Here is an 18893-nt window from a genome sequence, read left to right on the forward strand (position 1 = left end):
GTCGACAGGCGCAGCGAGTCGGTCGAGATTGGCGACTGCCCTGCGGGCCAGCTCCGGTTTGTCTACATGCCAGCGTGCGAGGTCGGCGGCGACCACGGGCCGGGCGCACCGTCCTGTCAGCACGATGTGGCAGGTCCAGATGCCGTTGGCGAAGGGCACACACACCGCGTTCTGTTCGATCGAGTGCGCCACCAGTGTCTGCAGAACACGATCGCCCACCTACTGCCAGAAGACATCTGGCGGGCTATTGCTCATGTTCAGCCCTTCCCGAGCTGCCATTCGCCAATGCTTCGCGCAGCTTGTCCTTCTTGCTCTTGCGCTTGCCCTTGATGCCGCCGCCGGACGTCACCGGTGCGGTCGATTCTGTCGGCTCAAACCCCGCGACCCGCTCCCGCGTCACGCGATGGCCCTGGCGCTTTTCGATGAGCCGAAAGTGCGCCTCGGTCTCGGCGCTGATGAAGCTGACCGCGAGCCCACTCTCTCCCGCGCGGGCCGTGCGGCCGATGCGGTGCACATGGTCCACGGCCGAGCGCGGCAGGTCGTAGTTCACCACCACGGGCAGCTGCGCAATGTCGATGCCGCGGGCGGCGACGTCCGTGGCGACGACCACCTGCAGCCTGCCGGCCTTGAAGTCCGCCAAGGCCTTCGTGCGCGCGCCTTGGCTCAGGTCGCCATGCAAGGCCGCCGCCGCGATGCCTGACCTGCGCAGCTTGTCGGCCACGTGTTCGCTCGCGTAGCGGCTCGCCACGAACACCAGCACGCGTGTCCAACCACCTTCCTGGATCATGTGGCGCAACAAGGGCGTGCGCCTCGCCGCGTCGACCTCCACGGCGTGTTGCTCCACGGCAGGCCCCGCGTCCGGTTCGAGCGGCACCTCGATGCGGACAGGGTCGTGCAACAGGTCATGCGCCAGCGCCTGCACCGCAGGCGGGAAGGTGGCCGAGAAGAGCAGGTTCTGGCGGCGCCGGGGCAGCAACGCGAGCACGCGAGCGAGTTCGTCGGAGAAGCCCGCGTCGAGCAGCCGATCGGCTTCATCGAGCACCAGCAGGGCCACGCCCGACAGGCTGAGCGCGTTGTGATCAATCAAGTCCAGCAAGCGGCCCGGGGTGGCCACGACCACCTCGGCCCCTCCACGCAAGCCCATCATCTGCGGATTGATGGACACGCCGCCGAACACGATGGCAACCTTCACCGGATCGGCCAGCTCCCGCGCCAGGCCACGGATCGATTCGCCGACCTGGGCCGCGAGCTCGCGCGTGGGCACCAGCACGAGGGCGTGAAGCCTTCGGGGTGCCTCGCGTGCCACGCCTTCCACTTGCTGCACCAGGGGCAAGGCAAATGCCGCCGTCTTGCCCGAACCGGTGCGAGCCGCCCCCAGCACATCGTTGCCCGCCAGGACAACCGGAATGGCAGCCGCTTGAATCGCGGTGGGCTGGGCATAGCCGCGTTCACTCACGGCGCGAACCAGCGCCGGGCTCAGCCCGAGCAAGGCAAAGGGATTCAAAGCCGCCTCACCTTCACCGACTTGCCCTTCACCTTGCCCGCATTCAGCCCGCGCAAGGCCTTGTCGGCAATGCCGCGCTCCACGGCCACGTAGGTGGAGAACTCGTTGACGTTGATCTTGCCGATCTGCGCGGACTCGAAACCCAGGTCCTTGGTCAAGGCGCCCAGCACGTCGCCAGGACGGATCTTTTCCTTGCGGCCACCCAGGATCTGCAGCGTCACCATCGGCGGGTGCAGGGGCTCGGCGCCGGCGGGTGCAACCAGTTCGCTCACCGGGTGCCACACGCTGGCGCTGCCCTGCATCTCCTCGATGCGGCCCACGCGCCCCATCTCGTCCAGGCTGGCCAGGTTGAAGGCCCAGCCGGATTCGTCGGCGCGGCCGGTGCGGCCCACGCGGTGGGTGTGCACCTCGATGTCGGGCGTGATGTCCACGTTGATCACGGCTTCGAGCTGGGCGATGTCGAGCCCGCGCGCGGCCACGTCGGTGGCCACGAGCACGCTGCAGCTGCGGTTGGCAAACTGCACCAGCACCTGGTCGCGCTCGCGCTGGTCCAGGTCGCCATGCAACTCCAGCGCCACGATGCCCTCGGCCTGCAGCACCGCCACGAGGTCGCGGCATTGCTGCTTGGTATTGCAAAACGCCAGCGTGCTCACCGGCCGGTAGTGCCTGAGCAGCAGGCCGACGGCGTGCAGGCGCTCGTCCTCCTTCACTTCGTAAAAGCGTTGCCGGATCTTGGTGACGGCGTGGCGCTCGGTGAGCTTCACCTCCTGAGGCTCGCGCATGAAGCGGCTGGCCATCTTCGCCACACCGTCGGGGTAGGTGGCCGAAAACAGCAGGGTCTGGCGCTGCGCAGGGCACAGCTTGATCACGTTGGCGATGTCCTCGGCAAAGCCCATGTCCAGCATGCGATCGGCTTCGTCGAGCACCAGGGTGTTCAGCGCATCCAGGGCCAGGGTGTCACGAGACAGGTGGTCGAGGATGCGGCCCGGCGTGCCCACCACGATGTGTGCGCCGTGGGCGAGACTCGCGATCTGCGTGCGGATGGGGGCACCGCCGCACAGGGTGAGCGTCTTGATGTTGTCCTCGGCGCGGGCCAGGCGGCGGATCTCCTGCGTCACCTGCTCGGCCAGCTCGCGCGTTGGGCACAGCACCACGGCCTGCACCGCAAAGCGCCGCGGGTTCAGGTTGGCCAGCAGCGGCAGCGCAAAGGCGGCCGTCTTGCCGCTGCCGGTCTTGGATTGCGCGATCAGGTCTTTGCCGGCCAAGGCCAGCGGCAGGCTGGCAGCCTGGATCGGCGTCATGCGCTCATAGCCCAGCCGCTGCAGGTTGGCCACTGTGGGAGGGGGCAGCGGCAGGCTGCTGAATGGCGGGCCGGCGGTGGGATCGGAATTCACGGGCGTGACCGCCGTCTGGGAGGAAGTGCTCATGCGAGATTATCGGGGCGGGGCAGAATCGCGCCCATGAACTACCTGCGAGGTTACCCGCCAGAGCTGCTGGCCCAGGTGAGCCAGCTCCTCGCCGAGGGCCGCCTGGGTGAGACCTTGCGCCGACGCTACCCCGAGGCGCACGACGTGCGAACGGACCAGGCGCTGTACGACTATGTGGCCGTGCTGAAGAACCGCTTCATGCGCAACGCCCAGGCCATCGCCAAGGTGGCCTACGACAACAAGCTGCATGTGATCCAGAACGCCCTGGGCACCCACACCAGCGTGTCACGCGTGCAGGGCAACAAGCTCAAGGCCAAGCGCGAGATCCGGGTGGCCAGCCTGTTCAAGGAAGCGCCAGCCCCGTTCCTCAGGATGATCGTGGTGCACGAACTGGCGCACCTGAAGGAGCGCACGCATGACAAGGCCTTCTATGCGCTGTGCATGCACATGGAGCCGGCCTACACCCAGCTGGAGTTCGACACGCGGCTGTGGCTGACTGCTCGGGAGCTCGAAACGCCGGGCGCCTGCTGACGCCAGCGTGCCGGCTCAGCCGGCGAATGCTCAGCCCCCTCTGGCGCCGTCCGGATACGTCGCCATCACCTCACCCAGCCGGATTGCCCCCGCCGGCTCCCACGCCGGGTTGAAGCGCAACTCATCCTTCGGAAACAGCATCACGACCGTGGACCCGAGCAGGAAGCGGCCCATCTCTTCGCCCTGCTTCAGCGTGATGTTCTGGTCCTGGTAGTGCCACTCGCGCACCTGGCGCGAGCGCGGCGGCGTGACCACGCCGTGCCACACCGTGGCCATGCTGCCCACGATGGTCGCGCCCACCAGCACCAGCACGAAGGGGCCGCGCGGGCCGTCGAACACACACACCACCCGCTCGTTGCGGGCGAACAGGCCGGGCACGCCGCGCGCGGTCGTCGGGTTCACCGAGAACAGCGGGCCCGGCACGTGGATCATGCGCAGCAGGCGCCCGTCGCAGGGCATGTGGATGCGGTGGTAGTCACGCGGGCTCAGGTACAGCGTGGCGAAGCTGCCGTGCTCGAACTGCGCAGCCAGGCGGGCATCGCCGCCGACCAGCGCGGTGGTCGTGTAGTCGTGGCCCTTGGCCTGGAAGACGCGGTCGCGGTCCACCGCGCCGAACTGGCTGATGGCCCCGTCCACCGGGCAGATGAGGTCGGCCTTCGCGATGGGCCGCGCGCCCTCGCGCAGGGCACGGGTGAAGAACTCGTTGAAGGTCGGGTAGGCGGCGATGTCGGGGTTGGCCGCCTCGCTCATGTTCACGCCATAGCGCGCCACGAAGCGACGGATGACCGCCGTGGTGAGCGAACCGCCCTGCGCGGACGCCAGCTTGCCCATCAGCGCCGTCAGGAGCTGCTTCGGAAGGATGTATTGGGGGAGGACGGCAAGGCGCGACACGGCAGGAAGTTCAGCGTTGGGAGGGCCTGAAGTGTATCGGCCAGGGCCGGCAGCCCGGCCCTGGCGCGGGCGCGGTCACTGGCCGTAGTCGACCACCACCTTCCAGCGTCCGTCCTGGATCTGCGACAGCCGCGACAGGTCGCTGCCGTAGTGCTTGGTCGGGCTGAAGGCCAGGGCCGGCGCGCCGAACATGTCGGCCTGGGTCTTCATGGTCTCCATGGCCTTGACGAAGCCGTCGGTGGTGAGATTCGGCCCCGCCTTCTGCGCCGCGCTGATGAACACGTCCATCGCGTTGTAGCCGTATACCGAGAAGGTGGTCGGGTCTTCGTTGAACTTGGTCTTGTACTTGGTGGCCCAGAAGCGGATCTGCGGCGCCGCCTCGTCGAGGTAGGGGTGCTGCACGGTGTGCGTGGCGTACAGGCCGTCCATGGCCTTGCCGCCCAGCTTGTGGATGAGGTCGGTGTACGAGGCACTGGTACCGACGAATACCGGTGAGAAGCCGGTCTTCCTGGACTCGGCGATGGTGCCGATGGTCTCGCGGATGATGGTGCCCATGGCCACCATGTCGCAATTGGCCGCCTTCATGCGCGCCACCTGCGAGGAGAAATCGGTGGCGCCGCGCTTGTACGAGGTCTTCTCCGCCAGCTGCATGTTCATGCTCTGCAAGCCGGCCTCCACGCCCTTGAGCACGTCGGAACCGAAGTCGTCGTCCTGGTAGATGATGCAGACTTTCTTCGCGCCCTTCTCCTTCACCAGCCGCGGCAGCGTGGTGCGCATCTGGTCGTAGTAGCTGGAGCCCGCGGCCCACTTGAGCTTGTGCAGCGGCTCGTACATCTCGCGCGCGGCCGTCACCGGGTAGAAGTTGATGACGTTCTTTTCGAACTGCACCGGCATGGCGGCGTTGTTGGTGGGCGTGCCGATGTGCGCCACCATCGCGAAGATCTTGTCCTGGTTGACCAGTTTCTGCGCCGCGAGCACGGCCTTCTTCGGGTCGTAGCCGGAGTCTTCCACCTGCAGCCTGATCTTGCGGCCGTGCACGCCGCCTTGCTCGTTGGCCTCGTCGATGCGCAGCATCATGCCCGAGCGCACCTGCTTGCCGAAGCCGGCGATGGGACCGGACAGATCCTGGATGGAGCCGAGCACGATCTCGGTCTTGGACACGCCCTGGGTCTGGGCGTGCACGGCGCCGGCGGCCAGCACGGCTGCGGCAAGAACTGCGAGCTTGGATGTCATGGTCCACGTCTCCTTCATTGGTACATCGCTTCGATGCGGTCCGCGTACTTGCGCTCCACGAGCTTGCGCTTGAGCTTCATCGTGGGCGTGAGTTCCTCGTCTTCCGCCGTGAGCTGGGTCTCCAGCAGGAAGAACTTCTTGATCTGCTCCACTCGGGCGAACTTCTTGTTGACCCGCTCGATCTCCTGCCAGATGAGCTCCTGCACCTCGGGCGCACGCGTGAGGCTCGCATAGTTGGAGAACGGAATGTCGTGGTCCTGAGCGAATTTCTCGACGTTCTCCTGGTCCACCATGACGATGGCCGTGAGGTAGGCGCGCCGGTCGCCCACTACCACCGCGTCGGTGATGTAGGGCGAGAACTTGAGGTCGTTCTCCAGCTCGCTGGGCGTGACGTTCTTGCCGCCTGCGGTGATGATGATGTCCTTCATGCGGTCGGTGATCTTGAAGAAGCCGTCGCCGTCCACCAGGCCCACGTCGCCGGTGCGCAACCAGCCGTCGGCGAAGGTCTCCGCCGTCTTGTCAGGCAGGTTCAGGTAGCCCATGAAGACGTTGCCACCGCGCACGAGGATCTCGCCCGTGCTGTCGTCCACCCGCACTTCGGTGAAGGGGCAGGGTTGGCCGATCATGCCGGGCTTGATGCGGCCCAGGGGCGTGTAGGTCGATGCGCCGCACGTCTCGGTCATGCCCCACACCTCGAGCATGGGCAGGCCCAGCGCGAGATACCACTTCACCAGGTCGGGCGAGATGGGCGCGGCGCCGGTGAACAGCAGCCGGGCGCGGTGGATGCCGATGACCTTGCGCACGTTGTCCAGCGCCAGCATGCGCGCGATGCGGAACTTCAGCTTGAGGGACAACGGCACCGGCTGACCCGCCAGCACGAGATCGGCGATGCGCATGCCCACGCCGATGCCCCAGTCGTAGACCTTGCGCTGCAAGGCCGTGGCATCGCGCAATGCAATCGTCACGCCGGAATAGAACTTCTCCCACACCCGCGGCACCGCAGTGATGACCGTCGGCGCGATCTCGCGGATGTTCTCCGGCACCGTCTCCGGGTTCTCGACGAAGTTGAGCTTGGACCCGCTGTACACGCCGAAGTATTCGCCGCCGATGCGCTCGGCAATGTGGCACAGCGGAAGGAAGCACATGCGCTCGTCGCGCTCGTCCTGCGGGGAGATGGCAAGGTAGCCGCGCACGGTGTGCACGATGCCCCGGTGGCTGTGCATTGCGCCCTTGGGCTTGCCGGTGGTGCCGGAGGTGTAGACGAGGATGGCGAGGTCTTCGGGCTTGCAGGCGGCGACACGCTCCTCGAGCTCACTGGGATGCAAGGCCATGTGGGCCCGGCCGGCTTCGCGCAGCCGGTCCAGGCTCATCACCTGCGGGTCGTTCAGCTCGCGCAGCCCTTCCATGTCGAAGACCACGATCTTGCGCAGGCGCCGCAGCTGCGTGCGCACCTCCAGCGCCTTGTCCAGCTGTTCGTCGTCTTCCACGAACAACACCGCGGTGCGGGAGTCGTCGCACAGGTAGTGCACCTGGTTGGAAGCATCGGTCGGGTAGATGCCGTTGGAGACGCCGCCCACGCTCAGCACCGCCAGGTCGGCCAGCACCCATTCGATGACGGTGTGCGACAGGATGGAGGCGCACTCGCCCGGCTCGAAGCCCAGGGCGAGCAGGCCATGGGCGATCTCCTTCACCGCGCGGGCGGTCTGGTTCCAGGTCCAGCTGCGCCACAGGCCCAGCTTCTTCTGCCGCATGAAGACGAGGTCGCCGCGCTGGGCCGCCGCATTCCAGAACATCGCAGGCACGGTCTCGCCTTCCACGACGATGCCGGTCGCGGCGACGGGTTGGCGCAGGTCCCACAGGTTGCTCATCGCCAGGTCTTCTTCTTTTTCCAGCGGCGTTCGCTGCGCATGCCGGCTTCCTTCATGCCGAGGTAGAACTCCTTGATGTCGTCCTTCTCGCGCAGCTTGTCGCAGGCGTCTTCCATCACGATGCGGCCGTTCTCCAGCACGTAGCCGTAGTCGGCGGCGTTCAGCGCCATGTTGGCGTTCTGCTCGACCAGCAAGATGGTGGTGCCGCGCTCGCGGTTGATGCGCACCACGATCTCGAAGATCTCCTTGGTAAGCTTGGGACTCAGGCCCAGGCTGGGCTCGTCCAGCAGCATCAGCTCGGGCGCGGCCATCAGCGCGCGGGAGATCGCCAGCATCTGCTGCTGGCCGCCGGAGAGCAGCCCCGCCTCCTGCGCTGCACGTTCGCGAAGGATCGGGAAGTAGCCGAACACCGTCTCCATGTCGCGCGCCACGCCGTCCTTGTCGTGCCGGGTGTAGGCACCCATGAGAAGGTTGTCGTGCACCGACAGCAGCGGGAACACCTCGCGGCCTTCAGGCACGTGGGTGAGGCCCATCTGCACGATCGCCGCCGGGTCCTTCGCGGTGATGTTTGTGCCCTTGAACTCCACGCTGCCCTTGAGCGGGTCGATGATGCCGGAAATGGTCTTGAGGATGGTGGTCTTGCCCGCGCCGTTGGAGCCGAGCACCGTGGCGATCTCACCTTGGCGCACCTTCAGGCTCACGCCGCGGATGGCGCGGATGGGGCCGTAGGAACTCTCGACATTGAGGAGCTGCAGCATGTCGGTCATGCAGCTCTCCGCAAGCTGGACACCTCATCCACCGAACCAAGGTAAGCCTCGATCACGCCCGGATGCGCCTGCACTTCCGCCGGTGTCCCCAGCGCCAGCATCTCGCCCTGGTTCATCGCCAGCACGCGGTCCGACACCTTGGACACGAGGCCCATGTCGTGCTCCACCATCAGCACCGTGACGCCCAGCTCGTGCTGGATGTCGCGGATCCAGAACACCATGTCGTCGGTCTCCTCGGTGTTGAGTCCCGACGAGGGTTCATCCAGCAGCAGCAGCTTGGGCTCGGTGCACAGCGCACGCGCCAGCTCCACCACCTTGCGCACGCCGTAGGGCAGCCCGGCCACCAGGGATTCACGGTGGTGCTGCAGGTCCAGCAGGTCGATCACCTGCTCCACCTTCTCACGCGCGGCCAGCTCGGCGCGGCGCGTCTTCGCGGTGAAGAAGAGGTCGCTCCACAAACCCGTCTGGCGATGCGTGTGCCGCCCGATCAGCAGGTTCTGCAGCACCGTGGCGTGCTCGAACAGCTCGATGTTCTGGAAGGTGCGCGCGATGCCCAGCTTCGCCACCTCGTGCGGCGCCACCTGCGAGAACTGGCGCCCCTCGAACTCGATCTCGCCGGTGCTGGGCACGTAGATGCGGCTGATGAGGTTGAACACCGTGGTCTTGCCCGCACCGTTGGGGCCGATGAGCGTGAAGACCTCGCCGCGCCGCACGTCGAAGCTCACCTGGTTGACAGCCAGCACGCCGCCGAAGCGCACGCTGATCTCGCGCGCGGACAGCAGGACGTCGGGCTCGGCGCTCATCTCAGGCGTTCCGATTTCTGGAAGCTCTTCTGCCGCTTGAAGGTGCCGGCGCGATAGAACGGGAAGGTCTGCAAATAGGTGCGCACCTTGAGCCAGCGACCGTACAAGCCCAGTGGCTCGAACAGGACGAAGGCGATCAGCACCGCGCCGTAGACCAGGCCTTGCAGGCCGGGCGCCTGGCCGATGGCGGGCGGCAGGACGTCCTTCACCGCGGCGATGAGCTGGGGCATGCTGATGAGGAAGATCGCACCGAGGAAGGCGCCGTGCACCGAGCCGAGGCCGCCGATCACCACCATCAGCAGGAGGTCGATGGACTGCAGGATGCTGAACTGGTCGGGCGAGATGAACTTCAGCTCGTGCGCATACAGCGCGCCGCCGATGCCCGCCAGCGCCGCGGAGATGGCGAAGGACAGGGTCTTGTAGCGCGCGAGGTGGATGCCCATGCTCTGCGCCGACACCTCGGAGTCGCGGATGGCGACGAAGGCCCGGCCGGTGGGCGAGCGCAGCAGGTTGAGGATGAGCAGCGTCGCCGCGATGGCGATGAGCATGCACAGGAAGTAGAAGCCTTCGCCGGAGTCCACCTTCCAGCCGAAGATGTCCGGCGACGTGAGGTGCTTGCCGGAGTTGCCGCCCGTCACGCCTTCCCATCGCGCGAAGATCTCTTCGACGATGAAACCGAAGGACAGCGTCGCCATGCCGAGGTAGATGCCCTTCACGCGCAGGGCCGGCAGCCCCACCACCATGCCCACGGCGGCAGACAGCGCACCGGCCAGGGCCAGCGCCAGCGGGAATGGCCAGCCTGCGCCGGTCAGCACCGCCTGCGTGTACGCACCGACGCCCAGGAAGGCCGCATGCCCCAGCGAAAACAGGCCGGTGAAGCCCGCCAGCAGCATCAGCCCCAGGCCGACGATGGCGTAGATGAAGATCAGCCGCAGCTGCGCCAGCAGGTATTCGCTCACCACCCATGGCGCGAGCAGCAATGCCACGACCAGCAGCGAATACCAGAACACATGGCCGCCGTGCTTGGCCAGGCGGATGTCCTGCTCGTAGTCGGTCTTGAAGATGAAGCGCATCGCGTCAGACTTTCTTGCGCAGGCGCTCGCCGAAGAGGCCGTTGGGTTTCACGACAAGCATGATCAACACCACGATGTATGCGGCGGTGTCCTTGAATCCATCAGGCAGATAGAAGCCCGACAGAGACTCCACCACGCCGATCAGCAAGCCACCAACAATCGCCCCCGGCAAGCTCCCGAAGCCTCCCACCACCGCCGCCGGAAACGCCTTCAACCCGATGAACCCCATGTTCGCGTGCACGAAGGTGATGGGCGCCAGCAGCAGCCCCGCCAGCGCCGCCACGCCTGCGGCCAGGCCCCACACCAGCCCGTTGAGCCGCTTCACCGGAATGCCCATGTAGTAGGCGGCCAACTGGTTCTGCGACGACGCCTGCATGGCAATGCCCAGCTTGCTGTACTTGAACATCACGAACAGCAGCGCGCACAGCACCGCGGTGCTGGCGATGATGACGATCTGCTCCACGTTGAGCACCAGCGCGCCCAGGTTCACCGCCTGGTCCTTGTAGGGCACGGCCAGGGTGTGGGTGTCGGTGCCGACGTTGGGCACCATGGTGATGAGCCCACGCGCCACGTAGCCCAGGCCGATGGTGAGCATCACGATGGAAAACGCAGGCTGCCCGAGGATGGGGCGGATTACCACGCGCTCGGCCAGGACGCCCAGCAGCGCCATCGCCGCGACCGCCAGCGGCGCCGCGGCCCAGAACGGCAGCCCCAGAAAGCTCATGCCCGTCAAGCCGGCAAATGCGCCGAGCATCATCAGCTCGCCTTGCGCGAAACTCACCGTCTCGGTGGCCTTGTAGATCAGCACGAACCCCAGTGCGATCAGGCCATAGATACACCCTTGGGAGGCCCCGCTGAGGATGAGTTGGAGAAACTGCAAATCGGCTCCTTTGGTGCCTCCTTCGCGCCGGCAAATTCTGACTTGGCAGGTCGTGGATTTCGCTAGTGGTTGTTCCGGAGACCGTGCATGACCCGCACCGTGCGCATCGCCTCGGGCCTGGGCTTCTACGGCGACTCCTGGGACCCGGTGATGAGCGCCGTCGAGCGCGGGGGCATCCAGTACGTCGCCAGCGACCATCTGGCGGAACTGACGCTGGCCATCCTCGCGAAGGACCGCGAGAAGGACCCAACGCTCGGCTACGCCCGCGACGTCGTGCCCATGCTGCTCAGGCTGTGGCCGGCCATGCAGCAGCGCGGCGTGAAGTTCATCTGCAACGCCGGCGGGCTGAATCCTGCGGGTGCCGCGCAGGCCCTGGGTGTCGCCTTGGTGACAAAGGGGCTGAAGGCGCGCATTGCGGTGGTGACCGGCGACGACGTGCTGCCCGCCATGCAGGCCCCTGGGCAGCAGGCACGATTTGCACACCTCTTCGGCGGCCAGCCGCTGGATGACGCCACGCGCGAGCGGCTCGTCTTCGCCAACGCCTACCTCGGTGCGCGCCCCATCGTGAATGCCTTGCGGCAAGGTGCGGACATCGTCCTCACCGGCCGCGTGGCCGATGCGGCGCTGTTCCTCGCGCCGCTGGTGCACGAGTTCGGCTGGACGCTGGAGGACGCCCGCACGCCGCAGGAGCTGTCGCTGCTGGCGCAGGGTCTCACGGTGGGCCACCTGCTCGAATGTTCCGGCCAGGGCAGCGGCGGCAACTTCGGCAGCCTGGGGGCGTGGAAGGCGATTCCTGATCTCGCGAACATTGGCTACCCCATCGCCGAGGTGAGCGAGGACGGCACGGCCATCATCACCAAGGCACCCGGTACAGGCGGCCGGGTCAACTTCGACACCGTGCGCCAGCAGCTGCTGTACGAGGTGCACGACCCGCACGCCTACCTCTCGCCCGACGTGGTGCTGGACATGAGCACGCTGCGCATGACCGACCTCGGCGAGGACCGCGTGAAGATCGAAGGCGCCAGCGGCCGGCCGCCGCCCGGGCAGCTCAAGGTCGTGGCCGGCTTCAAGGATGGCTTCAAGGCCGAGGTCACCTGGGGCTTCAGCTGGCCCGATGCCATGGCCAAGGCGGAAGCGGCCATCGGCATGGCGAAGGCCCAGCTCGCGCAAAAGCGCGTGCCGCACGACGAACTCTTCATCGAGTTCCCGGGGCTGGACTCCGCCCACGGTCCGCTCGCCCCACGGCCGGCGAACATCGACGACCTCAACGAGGTCTGGGTGCGCCTCGTGCTTCGAACCCAGCACAAGGCGGCTGCCGACGGCTTCGGCCGCCTCTTCCCCTGGATGGGGCTGAGCGGCCCGGCCTACACCTGCGGCTTCAGCGGCCTGCACAACACCGGCGAGCTGCTGGGCATCTGGCCCACCCGGCTGCCGCGCGCGGAAGTCGAGGCCAACGTGAAGATCGACATCGTGGAGGCCACCCCCACATGAGCAAGATGAAAACCATCCGACTGGCCGACATCGCCCACGCGCGCAGCGGGGACAAGGCCGATTGGGTGGACTTCGGCCTGTTCGCCTGGAATGCTGCGGGCTATGAGGTGCTGGCGCGTGAAGTCACCGCCGAGCGTGTACGCTCGCATTTCGAGGCCTGGCTGCCAGGGCAGGTGGATTGCTGGCTGCTGCCCAACATCCTGGCCGTCAAGCTGGTGCTGCGCGGCGCCCTGCAAGGCGGCGGCGCGCGCAACCTGCGCATGGACAACCTGGGCAAGGCCATGGCCGGCGCCCTGCTGCGGATGACGATCGAGCTGAGCGATGAGGAGTGGGAAATCTGCCAGGCGCAGCCACGTGTCGGTTGGTGGCCGAATGATCCCCTGGCTGCACAGTGATGCCGAGCCCTTGCCCGATACGCGGCAGGCATTGCCGCGCGGCTCCGACGCGCCGGGCTTGCTGGCCGCCGGCGGCGAGCTCACGCCGCAGCGCCTGACCGAGGCCTATTCCCACGGCATCTTCCCCTGGTACAGCGAGGGCCAGCCCGTGCTGTGGTGGTCGCCCGACCCGCGCATGGTGCTGCTGGTCGACGAGTTCAAGTTCTCGCGCTCGCTGCGCAAGACGCTGGCGAAGTTCGTGCGCACCCCGGGCTGCGAAGTGCGCATCGACGCTGCCTTTCCCGAGGTCATCGGCGCCTGTGCCGGCACCCCGCGCGAAGGCCAGGACGGCACCTGGATCGTGCCGGCCATGGTCGAGGCCTACCGCCGCTGGCACCGCCTGGGCAGCGTGCACAGCTTCGAGACCTGGGTGGACGGCGAGCTGGCCGGCGGCCTGTACGGCGTCAGCCTGGGCCGGATGTTCTTCGGCGAATCCATGTTTGCGCACCGGACGGATGCATCAAAGATCGCACTGTGCGCCCTGATTTGTTTCTGCCGGCAACACGGCGTGCACATGATCGACTGCCAGCAGCGCACCGGCCACCTGGCGTCGCTGGGGGGCCGCGAGCTGCCACGAGACGAGTTCGAGCGTCGACTCTCCCTCGCTCTCGGGGCTCCAGCCATTGCCGATTGGACCTATGATGGTTCGATGTGGCGCCACCTGCTGAAGTCAGACGCAGGCAGCGGCGCGCAGAAGGATGGACCCGAGTGACCCACCCGAAAGAGCTTCCGCTCGCATCACTGCAGTTCTACGCGACGGCGCCCTACCCGTGCAGCTACCTCGATGGCCGCATGGCGCGCTCGCAGGTGGCCACGCCCAGCCACCTCATCCACGCCGACGCCTACTCGGGCCTGGTCGCCAACGGCTTTCGCCGCAGCGGCATGTTCACCTACCGGCCCTACTGCGACGGCTGCCGCGCCTGCGTACCGCTGCGCATCCCCGTGAAGGATTTCCAGCCCACCCGCAGCCAGCGCCGCGCCTGGAAGGCCCATGCCGACCTGCAGGCCCGGGTGCTGCGGCTGTGCTTCGTGCCCGAGCACTACCAGCTCTACCTGCGCTACCAGGCCGGCCGCCACAGCGGCGGCGGCATGGACCACGACAGCATCGACCAGTACACCCAGTTCCTGCTGCAAAGCCGGGTGAATTCGCGGCTGGTGGAATTCCGCGAGCGCAAGCCCGACGGCACGGTCGGCGCGTTGAAGATGGTGTCCATCCTGGACATCCTCAACGACGGTCTGTCTGCCGTCTACACCTTCTACGAGCCCGAGGCCCGCACCAGCTACGGCACCTACAACGTGATGTGGCAGATCGAGCAGACCAAGCTGCTGAAGCTGCCGCACGTGTACCTGGGGTACTGGATCGCGGAGAGCGACAAGATGGCCTACAAGGCGCAGTTCAAGCCGAATGAGCAGCTCGTCGATGGGAAGTGGACGCGCAGCGAGTGAGCTTGTCGAAAGCCCACTCTCGCCCGCCGCAGGTCATTCTTCCAAGGTCCTCGCCACCTCATCCGCAATCGCGAGGCAACTCGTCAATCCCGGCGACTCGATGCCCAGCAGATGGACCAAACCCGGCACGCCGTGAGCGCGTGGGCCCTGGATGATGAAGTCGGTGGTGCCATCAAGCTTGGGACGAACGCCGCTGTAGGCGGCCTGCAGCGCACCATCCGGCAATGCGGGCCAGTAGCTGCGGATGGCAGCGTAGAAGGCATCGCCTCGGGTCGCATCCACGCGGTAGTCGATGTCCTCGGGTCGATCGATGTCCAGCCATTGCACGTCAGGACCGAAGCGTGCCTGGCCGGCCAGGTCCAGCGTCAGATGAACGCCCAGCCCGCCCGCCTCGGGCATGGGATAGATGAGCCGCGAGAACGGCGAGCGGCCGCTCAGAGAGAAGTAGTTGCCCTTGGCGAAGCGCGGCGTCGGCACGTGGCGTACATCGAGGCCGCGGGTCCTGGCCGCAAGCGATGGCGCCCACAGGCCGGCCGCATTGACGACGATGCGTGCCGACAGTTCGGTGGGCGACTCGCCGCCCACCCTCACCACCAGTTCACCGCCTGATGCATCGATGCCCAGCACCGGCGACATCACCGCCAGCACACCACCCGCCGCTTCGAGATCGCCTTGCAGGGCCAGCATGAGCCCATGGCTGTCCACGATGCCGGTGGAAGGAGAGAGCAAGGCAGCGTCGGCAGACAGCACGGGCTCCATCGCCCTCGCCTCTTCACCGCTGAGCCGCTGAAGGTCGTGCACGCCATTGGCTGCTGCCTGGCGCTCGATCTCGCCCAGCTTGCCAACCTGCGCCTCGCCCGACGCCACGATGAGCTTGCCGCAGCGCCGATGCGCCACGCCATGCGACTCGCAGAAGGCGTAGAGCTGGTCGCGCCCGTTCACGCACAGCCGCGCCTTCAACGATCCGCTGGGGTAGTAGATGCCGGCATGGATCACCTCGCTGTTGCGCGAGCTGGTGCTGGTGCCGATGGCGTCGGCCTGCTCCAGCACGATGGTGTCCAGCCCGCGCTGCGCCAGCGCACGCCCGGTGGCCAGGCCGACCACGCCGGCGCCGATCACGAGGGCATCGACGCGGTCCATGCAGCCGTCAGCGCGACGCCGCCGATGCCGCGGCGCTCGCGGCCAACTCAGGGGCCGATGCCGGCACCGCCGCCGCGCAGGCCACCTCCGGCGCACTGCTCTTCTTCAAGGCAATGAAGACCTTCTGCCCGCCTCGCCCCGTTTCAACCCAACCCAGCTTGCGCTCCTCGTCGCGGATCGCCGCGCTCGTCTTCGGGCCGGACGCACCATCCACCACCACGTCGCAATGCCCCAACCGGAGCAGCATCGCCTGCAGGTCGCGGAACTCCGCGCGCGACAGGCCAGCATCGTCGGTCGGCCAGGGCGTGCGCTGCGGCGCGCTGCCGCGCAAGGCATCCGACAGCAGGCCGATGGCCAGCGCATAGGCATCGGCCCGGTTGTACCGCCAGATGGCCTGGTAGTTGGGCGTGACGAGCCAGGCCGGCCCCTGCGCGCCCGCGGGCATCAGCAGCGCGGCATTGAGCGAGGGCTCCAGCTGCTGGCCGAGCAGCGAGTTGGGGCGCACCAGCGGCTGCCCATCCACACGCGTCACGCCATCAACCGCGAACTCGGCGACGCGCCGGCACTTGCCCACGGGGCTTTGCTGCGTCAGGCAGCCGTGCTCGCTCTCGGTGGCATTCCAGCGCTGGGCCACCGACGGCGGCACCCGCACCTCCACCGCCCAGGGCACGCCTTCGATCCAGCCCAGCCCGCGCAGGTAGCGCGCGGTGGTGGCCAGCGCGTCGGGCACGCTGTGGATGATGTCCACGCGGCCCTTGTCATCGGCCGCGCTCATGTACTTCGCGAAGGTGCCGGGCATGAACTGCGTCATGCCGAAGGCGCCGGCCCACGAGCCCTTGAATTCGTCGACGCGCACCACGCCCTCCTGCACCAGCCACAGTGCGGTGAAGAAGTGGTCCTTGCGTTCGGCACTCTGCAGGTTCAGGCAGGCGCGGCTGAGCGTGGCATCGATGACGGGATAGGCCCCACGCACGCGGCCATAGTCGGTCTCCACGCCGAACACGGCCACCGTCGTGGCGCCATCGACGCCGTGCCGCTGCTGGATGGACGCGAGCGCCGCCTGCTCGTTCTTCACGATGTCGCGGCCCTGCGCCACGCGCTGTTCGTCGGTGCGGCGGGCGATGTAGTCCCAGATGGGCAGCTGGAATTCAGGCTGGGTCTTGGTGGCGGTGTCCACCACCGGGCGCAGGTCCTGCGCGTCGCGGGTGAAGGTCTCGAAGGTCTCGGGCTTGACCTTGGCGGGCAGCTCCTGCCGCAGCGAGGAGACGCAGGTCGACAGGGGCTCGAAGGTCTGCGCGTCGGCGCGAAGCGGGGCGGCGACGGCCGTGGCCGAAAGGAGCGCGATGAGCGGGCGAAGACTGTGCATCAGCGCAGTCTATGCGCCCGCGGCGACCACCCGTTCAGGCGCGGGTAACAGCCTGCACCGGGGGGTGCGCATCTTCCAGCAGGTCTTCGGGTGCCTGCGCGGCCTCGTCGGTCTCGCCGTCGAGTTGCCGTTGCATGCGGGCAGCGTCGAGGTCGCCGGTCCACTTGGCCACGACCACGGTGGCCACGCCGTTGCCCACGAGGTTGGTCAGCGCGCGTGCCTCGGACATGAAGCGGTCGATGCCCAGGATGAGCGCAAGCCCTTCCACCGGCACGTGGCCCACGGCCGACAAGGTGGCCGCCAGCACAATGAAGCCGCTGCCCGTCACGCCCGCCGCGCCCTTGGAGGTGAGCAGCAGCACGGCCAGCAGGGTGAGCTGCTGCACGATGGTCATCGGCGTGTTGGTGGCCTGGGCGATGAACACCGCGGCCATGGTGAGGTAGATGGAGGTGCCGTCGAGGTTGAACGAATAACCCGTGGGAATCACCAGGCCCACCACCGACTTGCGGGCGCCCAGGTTCTCCAGCTTGGCCATCATGCGCGGCAGCACGGACTCCGACGACGAGGTGCCCAGCACGATGAGCAGCTCTTCCTTGATGTACTTGATGAACTTCCACACCGAGAAGCCGTGCACCCGCGCGATGGTGCCCAGCACCACGAAGATGAAGATGAGGCAGGTGGCGTAGAACGAGCCCATCAGCTTGCCCAGCGACAGCAGCGAGCCCACGCCGTACTTGCCGATGGTGAAGGCCATCGCGCCGAAGGCACCCAGGGGCGCGAGCTTCATGATGTAGCCCACCATCGTGAAGAGCACGTGCGAGGCCTTCTCGATGAAGTCGAACACCGGTGTGCCGCGGCCGCCGAAGCGGTGCAGTGCGAAACCGAACAGCACGGCCAGCAGCAGCACCTGCAGGATCTCGCCCTTGGCGAAGGCGTCGATGAAGTTGGTCGGGATGATGTTGAGCAGGAAGTCCACCGTGCCTTGCATCTTCCCCGGGCCGGTATAGGCAGCGATGCCCTTGGTGTCCAGCGACTTCGGGTCGATGTTCATGCCCGAGCCCGGTTGCACCACGTTCACGATGACCAGCCCCACGATGAGGGCGACCGTGCTCACCACCTCGAAGTACAGCAGCGCCAGACCACCCGTCTTGCCCACCTTCTTCATGTCTTCCATGCCGGCGATGCCCACCACCACCGTGCAGAAGATGATGGGCGCGATCATCATCTTGATGAGCTTGATGAACGCATCGCCCAGGGGCTTCAGCGACTCGCCGGTGGCCGGCGCGAAGTGGCCCACCAGCACGCCGATGACGATGGCGACGATGACCTGGAAGTAGAGGGATTTGTAGAGTGGTTTGCCGCTCACGGTGGTCTCCTGGCTTGCAAGCACGGGAGTGTGCGTCGAACGCCCCCGCCTGGGCGTCCGTAGTGACCACAACACCGGGTCAACTGCTGGTCAGTGCGGGGTCAGCACCAGGCGATCACAGGCGGCCCTTGCAGGTGGGCGCCCCGCATTGGCAGACCAGCTTGCCCTCATGGTGAGAGTGGCCATAGTCCACCGTGATCTCCTCGCCCGGCGCGATCTCGCGCAGCGAATGGAACTCCACGCGCCGCTGCCGGATGCACAGCCGGGCATTGGGCGCGCAGCAGTGGTTGACGAAGCGCAAGGGGTCGGTGGACTTCGCGAAGTCGATGGCGCGGCGCTCCGAGACCTCCACGATCATGATGCGTTCGTAGCGCGTGGCGCGGATGCGCGCGTCCTCCACGCTCATCGACTGCCCGCGGATCTCGCCGATCTTGCGGCGCGCCGGGATGCGCTCGGCCGCGAAGGCGCCGTGGCCGTCGATGGCACTGGGCTTCACGGCGACGTCGAACTTCTGGTAGTCGGGCCGTGCCACGGCCGGCATCGGGATGGAAGACATCTGCGGAGCCTCGATGAGTGGATGGCTATTCTCGATGGCCTTGTTAGGCTGGCATGGCTTGGCACTGGTCTTGTCCTAGCCTTGTCGATTCACTCTAGGCTAGCCGCCCCGGTGTTA

Annotated in this window: 18 protein-coding genes; 5 read left to right on the top strand and 13 right to left on the bottom strand. The window is 67.0% G+C overall.

Features of this window, described 5'->3' with window-relative positions:
- Positions 1–244: 244 nt before the first annotated feature.
- A complete protein-coding gene (locus DZC73_RS01740) occupies positions 245–1504 on the bottom strand; it encodes a DEAD/DEAH box helicase (RefSeq protein WP_124538473.1) in 1260 nt (419 codons plus the stop codon).
- A complete protein-coding gene (gene dbpA, locus DZC73_RS01745) occupies positions 1501–2931 on the bottom strand; it encodes an ATP-dependent RNA helicase DbpA (RefSeq protein ID WP_124538474.1) in 1431 nt (476 codons plus the stop codon). Before dbpA ends, DZC73_RS01740 begins: the two co-directional genes overlap by 4 nt.
- A gap of 33 nt (positions 2932–2964) precedes the next feature.
- Here dbpA and DZC73_RS01750 point away from each other — a divergent pair, with 33 nt between their 5' ends.
- Positions 2965–3462 (top strand): YgjP-like metallopeptidase domain-containing protein, encoded by a 498-nt coding sequence (locus tag DZC73_RS01750; RefSeq protein WP_161974414.1) that lies wholly within the window; start codon positions 2965–2967, stop codon positions 3460–3462.
- Between the two features lie 30 nt (positions 3463–3492).
- On the opposite strand, the gene asd is transcribed toward DZC73_RS01750, so the two are convergent.
- The 7 genes from asd to DZC73_RS01785 form a co-directional block, all read right to left on the bottom strand.
- Complete coding sequence (asd, locus tag DZC73_RS01755; protein ID WP_124539461.1) at positions 3493–4293, bottom strand: archaetidylserine decarboxylase; 801 nt, start codon at positions 4291–4293, stop codon at positions 3493–3495.
- Positions 4294–4428: 135 nt separating this feature from the next.
- Positions 4429–5586, bottom strand: coding sequence for an ABC transporter substrate-binding protein (locus DZC73_RS01760; protein WP_124538475.1), 1158 nt, complete (start codon positions 5584–5586; stop codon positions 4429–4431).
- 14 nt (positions 5587–5600) lie between these two features.
- Positions 5601–7454 (bottom strand): AMP-dependent synthetase/ligase, encoded by a 1854-nt coding sequence (locus tag DZC73_RS01765; protein WP_124538476.1) that lies wholly within the window; start codon positions 7452–7454, stop codon positions 5601–5603.
- Positions 7451–8221, bottom strand: coding sequence for an ABC transporter ATP-binding protein (locus tag DZC73_RS01770; protein ID WP_124538477.1), 771 nt, complete (start codon positions 8219–8221; stop codon positions 7451–7453). The genes DZC73_RS01765 and DZC73_RS01770 overlap by 4 nt, the downstream gene beginning before the upstream one ends.
- Complete coding sequence (locus DZC73_RS01775; RefSeq protein ID WP_124538478.1) at positions 8218–9024, bottom strand: ABC transporter ATP-binding protein; 807 nt, start codon at positions 9022–9024, stop codon at positions 8218–8220. Before DZC73_RS01775 ends, DZC73_RS01770 begins: the two co-directional genes overlap by 4 nt.
- The gene (locus DZC73_RS01780; RefSeq protein ID WP_124538479.1) at positions 9021–10097 is read right to left on the bottom strand and encodes a branched-chain amino acid ABC transporter permease; all 1077 of its coding nucleotides are present in this window, start codon (positions 10095–10097) and stop codon (positions 9021–9023) included. Before DZC73_RS01780 ends, DZC73_RS01775 begins: the two co-directional genes overlap by 4 nt.
- A 4-nt stretch (positions 10098–10101) precedes the next feature.
- Entirely contained in the window at positions 10102–10977 is an 876-nt protein-coding gene (locus DZC73_RS01785) for a branched-chain amino acid ABC transporter permease (protein WP_124538480.1), read from the bottom strand.
- An 87-nt stretch (positions 10978–11064) separates the two neighbouring features.
- Here DZC73_RS01785 and DZC73_RS01790 point away from each other — a divergent pair, with 87 nt between their 5' ends.
- The 4 genes from DZC73_RS01790 to DZC73_RS01805 are packed head-to-tail and all read left to right on the top strand — an operon-like array spanning position 11065 to position 14348.
- Complete coding sequence (locus DZC73_RS01790; RefSeq protein WP_124538481.1) at positions 11065–12468, top strand: acyclic terpene utilization AtuA family protein; 1404 nt, start codon at positions 11065–11067, stop codon at positions 12466–12468.
- Positions 12465–12863, top strand: a complete 399-nt coding sequence (locus tag DZC73_RS01795) for an AtuA-related protein (RefSeq protein WP_235834953.1) — start codon at positions 12465–12467, stop codon at positions 12861–12863. Before DZC73_RS01790 ends, DZC73_RS01795 begins: the two co-directional genes overlap by 4 nt.
- A complete protein-coding gene (gene aat, locus DZC73_RS01800; protein ID WP_124538482.1) occupies positions 12841–13614 on the top strand; it encodes a leucyl/phenylalanyl-tRNA--protein transferase in 774 nt (257 codons plus the stop codon). Before DZC73_RS01795 ends, aat begins: the two co-directional genes overlap by 23 nt.
- On the top strand, positions 13611–14348 hold the full coding sequence (locus DZC73_RS01805; protein ID WP_124538483.1) for an arginyltransferase: 738 nt from the start codon (positions 13611–13613) through the stop codon (positions 14346–14348). Before aat ends, DZC73_RS01805 begins: the two co-directional genes overlap by 4 nt.
- A gap of 33 nt (positions 14349–14381) precedes the next feature.
- Here the strand turns inward: DZC73_RS01805 and DZC73_RS01810 are convergent, their stop codons facing one another.
- The 4 genes from DZC73_RS01810 to DZC73_RS01825 form a co-directional block, all read right to left on the bottom strand.
- Entirely contained in the window at positions 14382–15488 is a 1107-nt protein-coding gene (locus DZC73_RS01810) for an NAD(P)/FAD-dependent oxidoreductase (protein ID WP_124538484.1), read from the bottom strand.
- A 7-nt stretch (positions 15489–15495) separates the two neighbouring features.
- The gene (locus DZC73_RS01815; protein WP_124538485.1) at positions 15496–16854 is read right to left on the bottom strand and encodes a lytic murein transglycosylase; all 1359 of its coding nucleotides are present in this window, start codon (positions 16852–16854) and stop codon (positions 15496–15498) included.
- 34 nt (positions 16855–16888) lie between these two features.
- On the bottom strand, positions 16889–18220 hold the full coding sequence (locus tag DZC73_RS01820; RefSeq protein ID WP_124538486.1) for a dicarboxylate/amino acid:cation symporter: 1332 nt from the start codon (positions 18218–18220) through the stop codon (positions 16889–16891).
- Between the two features lie 115 nt (positions 18221–18335).
- Positions 18336–18776 (bottom strand): SET domain-containing protein, encoded by a 441-nt coding sequence (locus DZC73_RS01825; RefSeq protein WP_124538487.1) that lies wholly within the window; start codon positions 18774–18776, stop codon positions 18336–18338.
- Between the last annotated feature and the right edge of the window lie 117 nt (positions 18777–18893).

This window comes from Rhizobacter terrae (assembly GCF_003852895.1).
Classification (GTDB): domain Bacteria; phylum Pseudomonadota; class Gammaproteobacteria; order Burkholderiales; family Burkholderiaceae_C; genus Albitalea; species Albitalea terrae.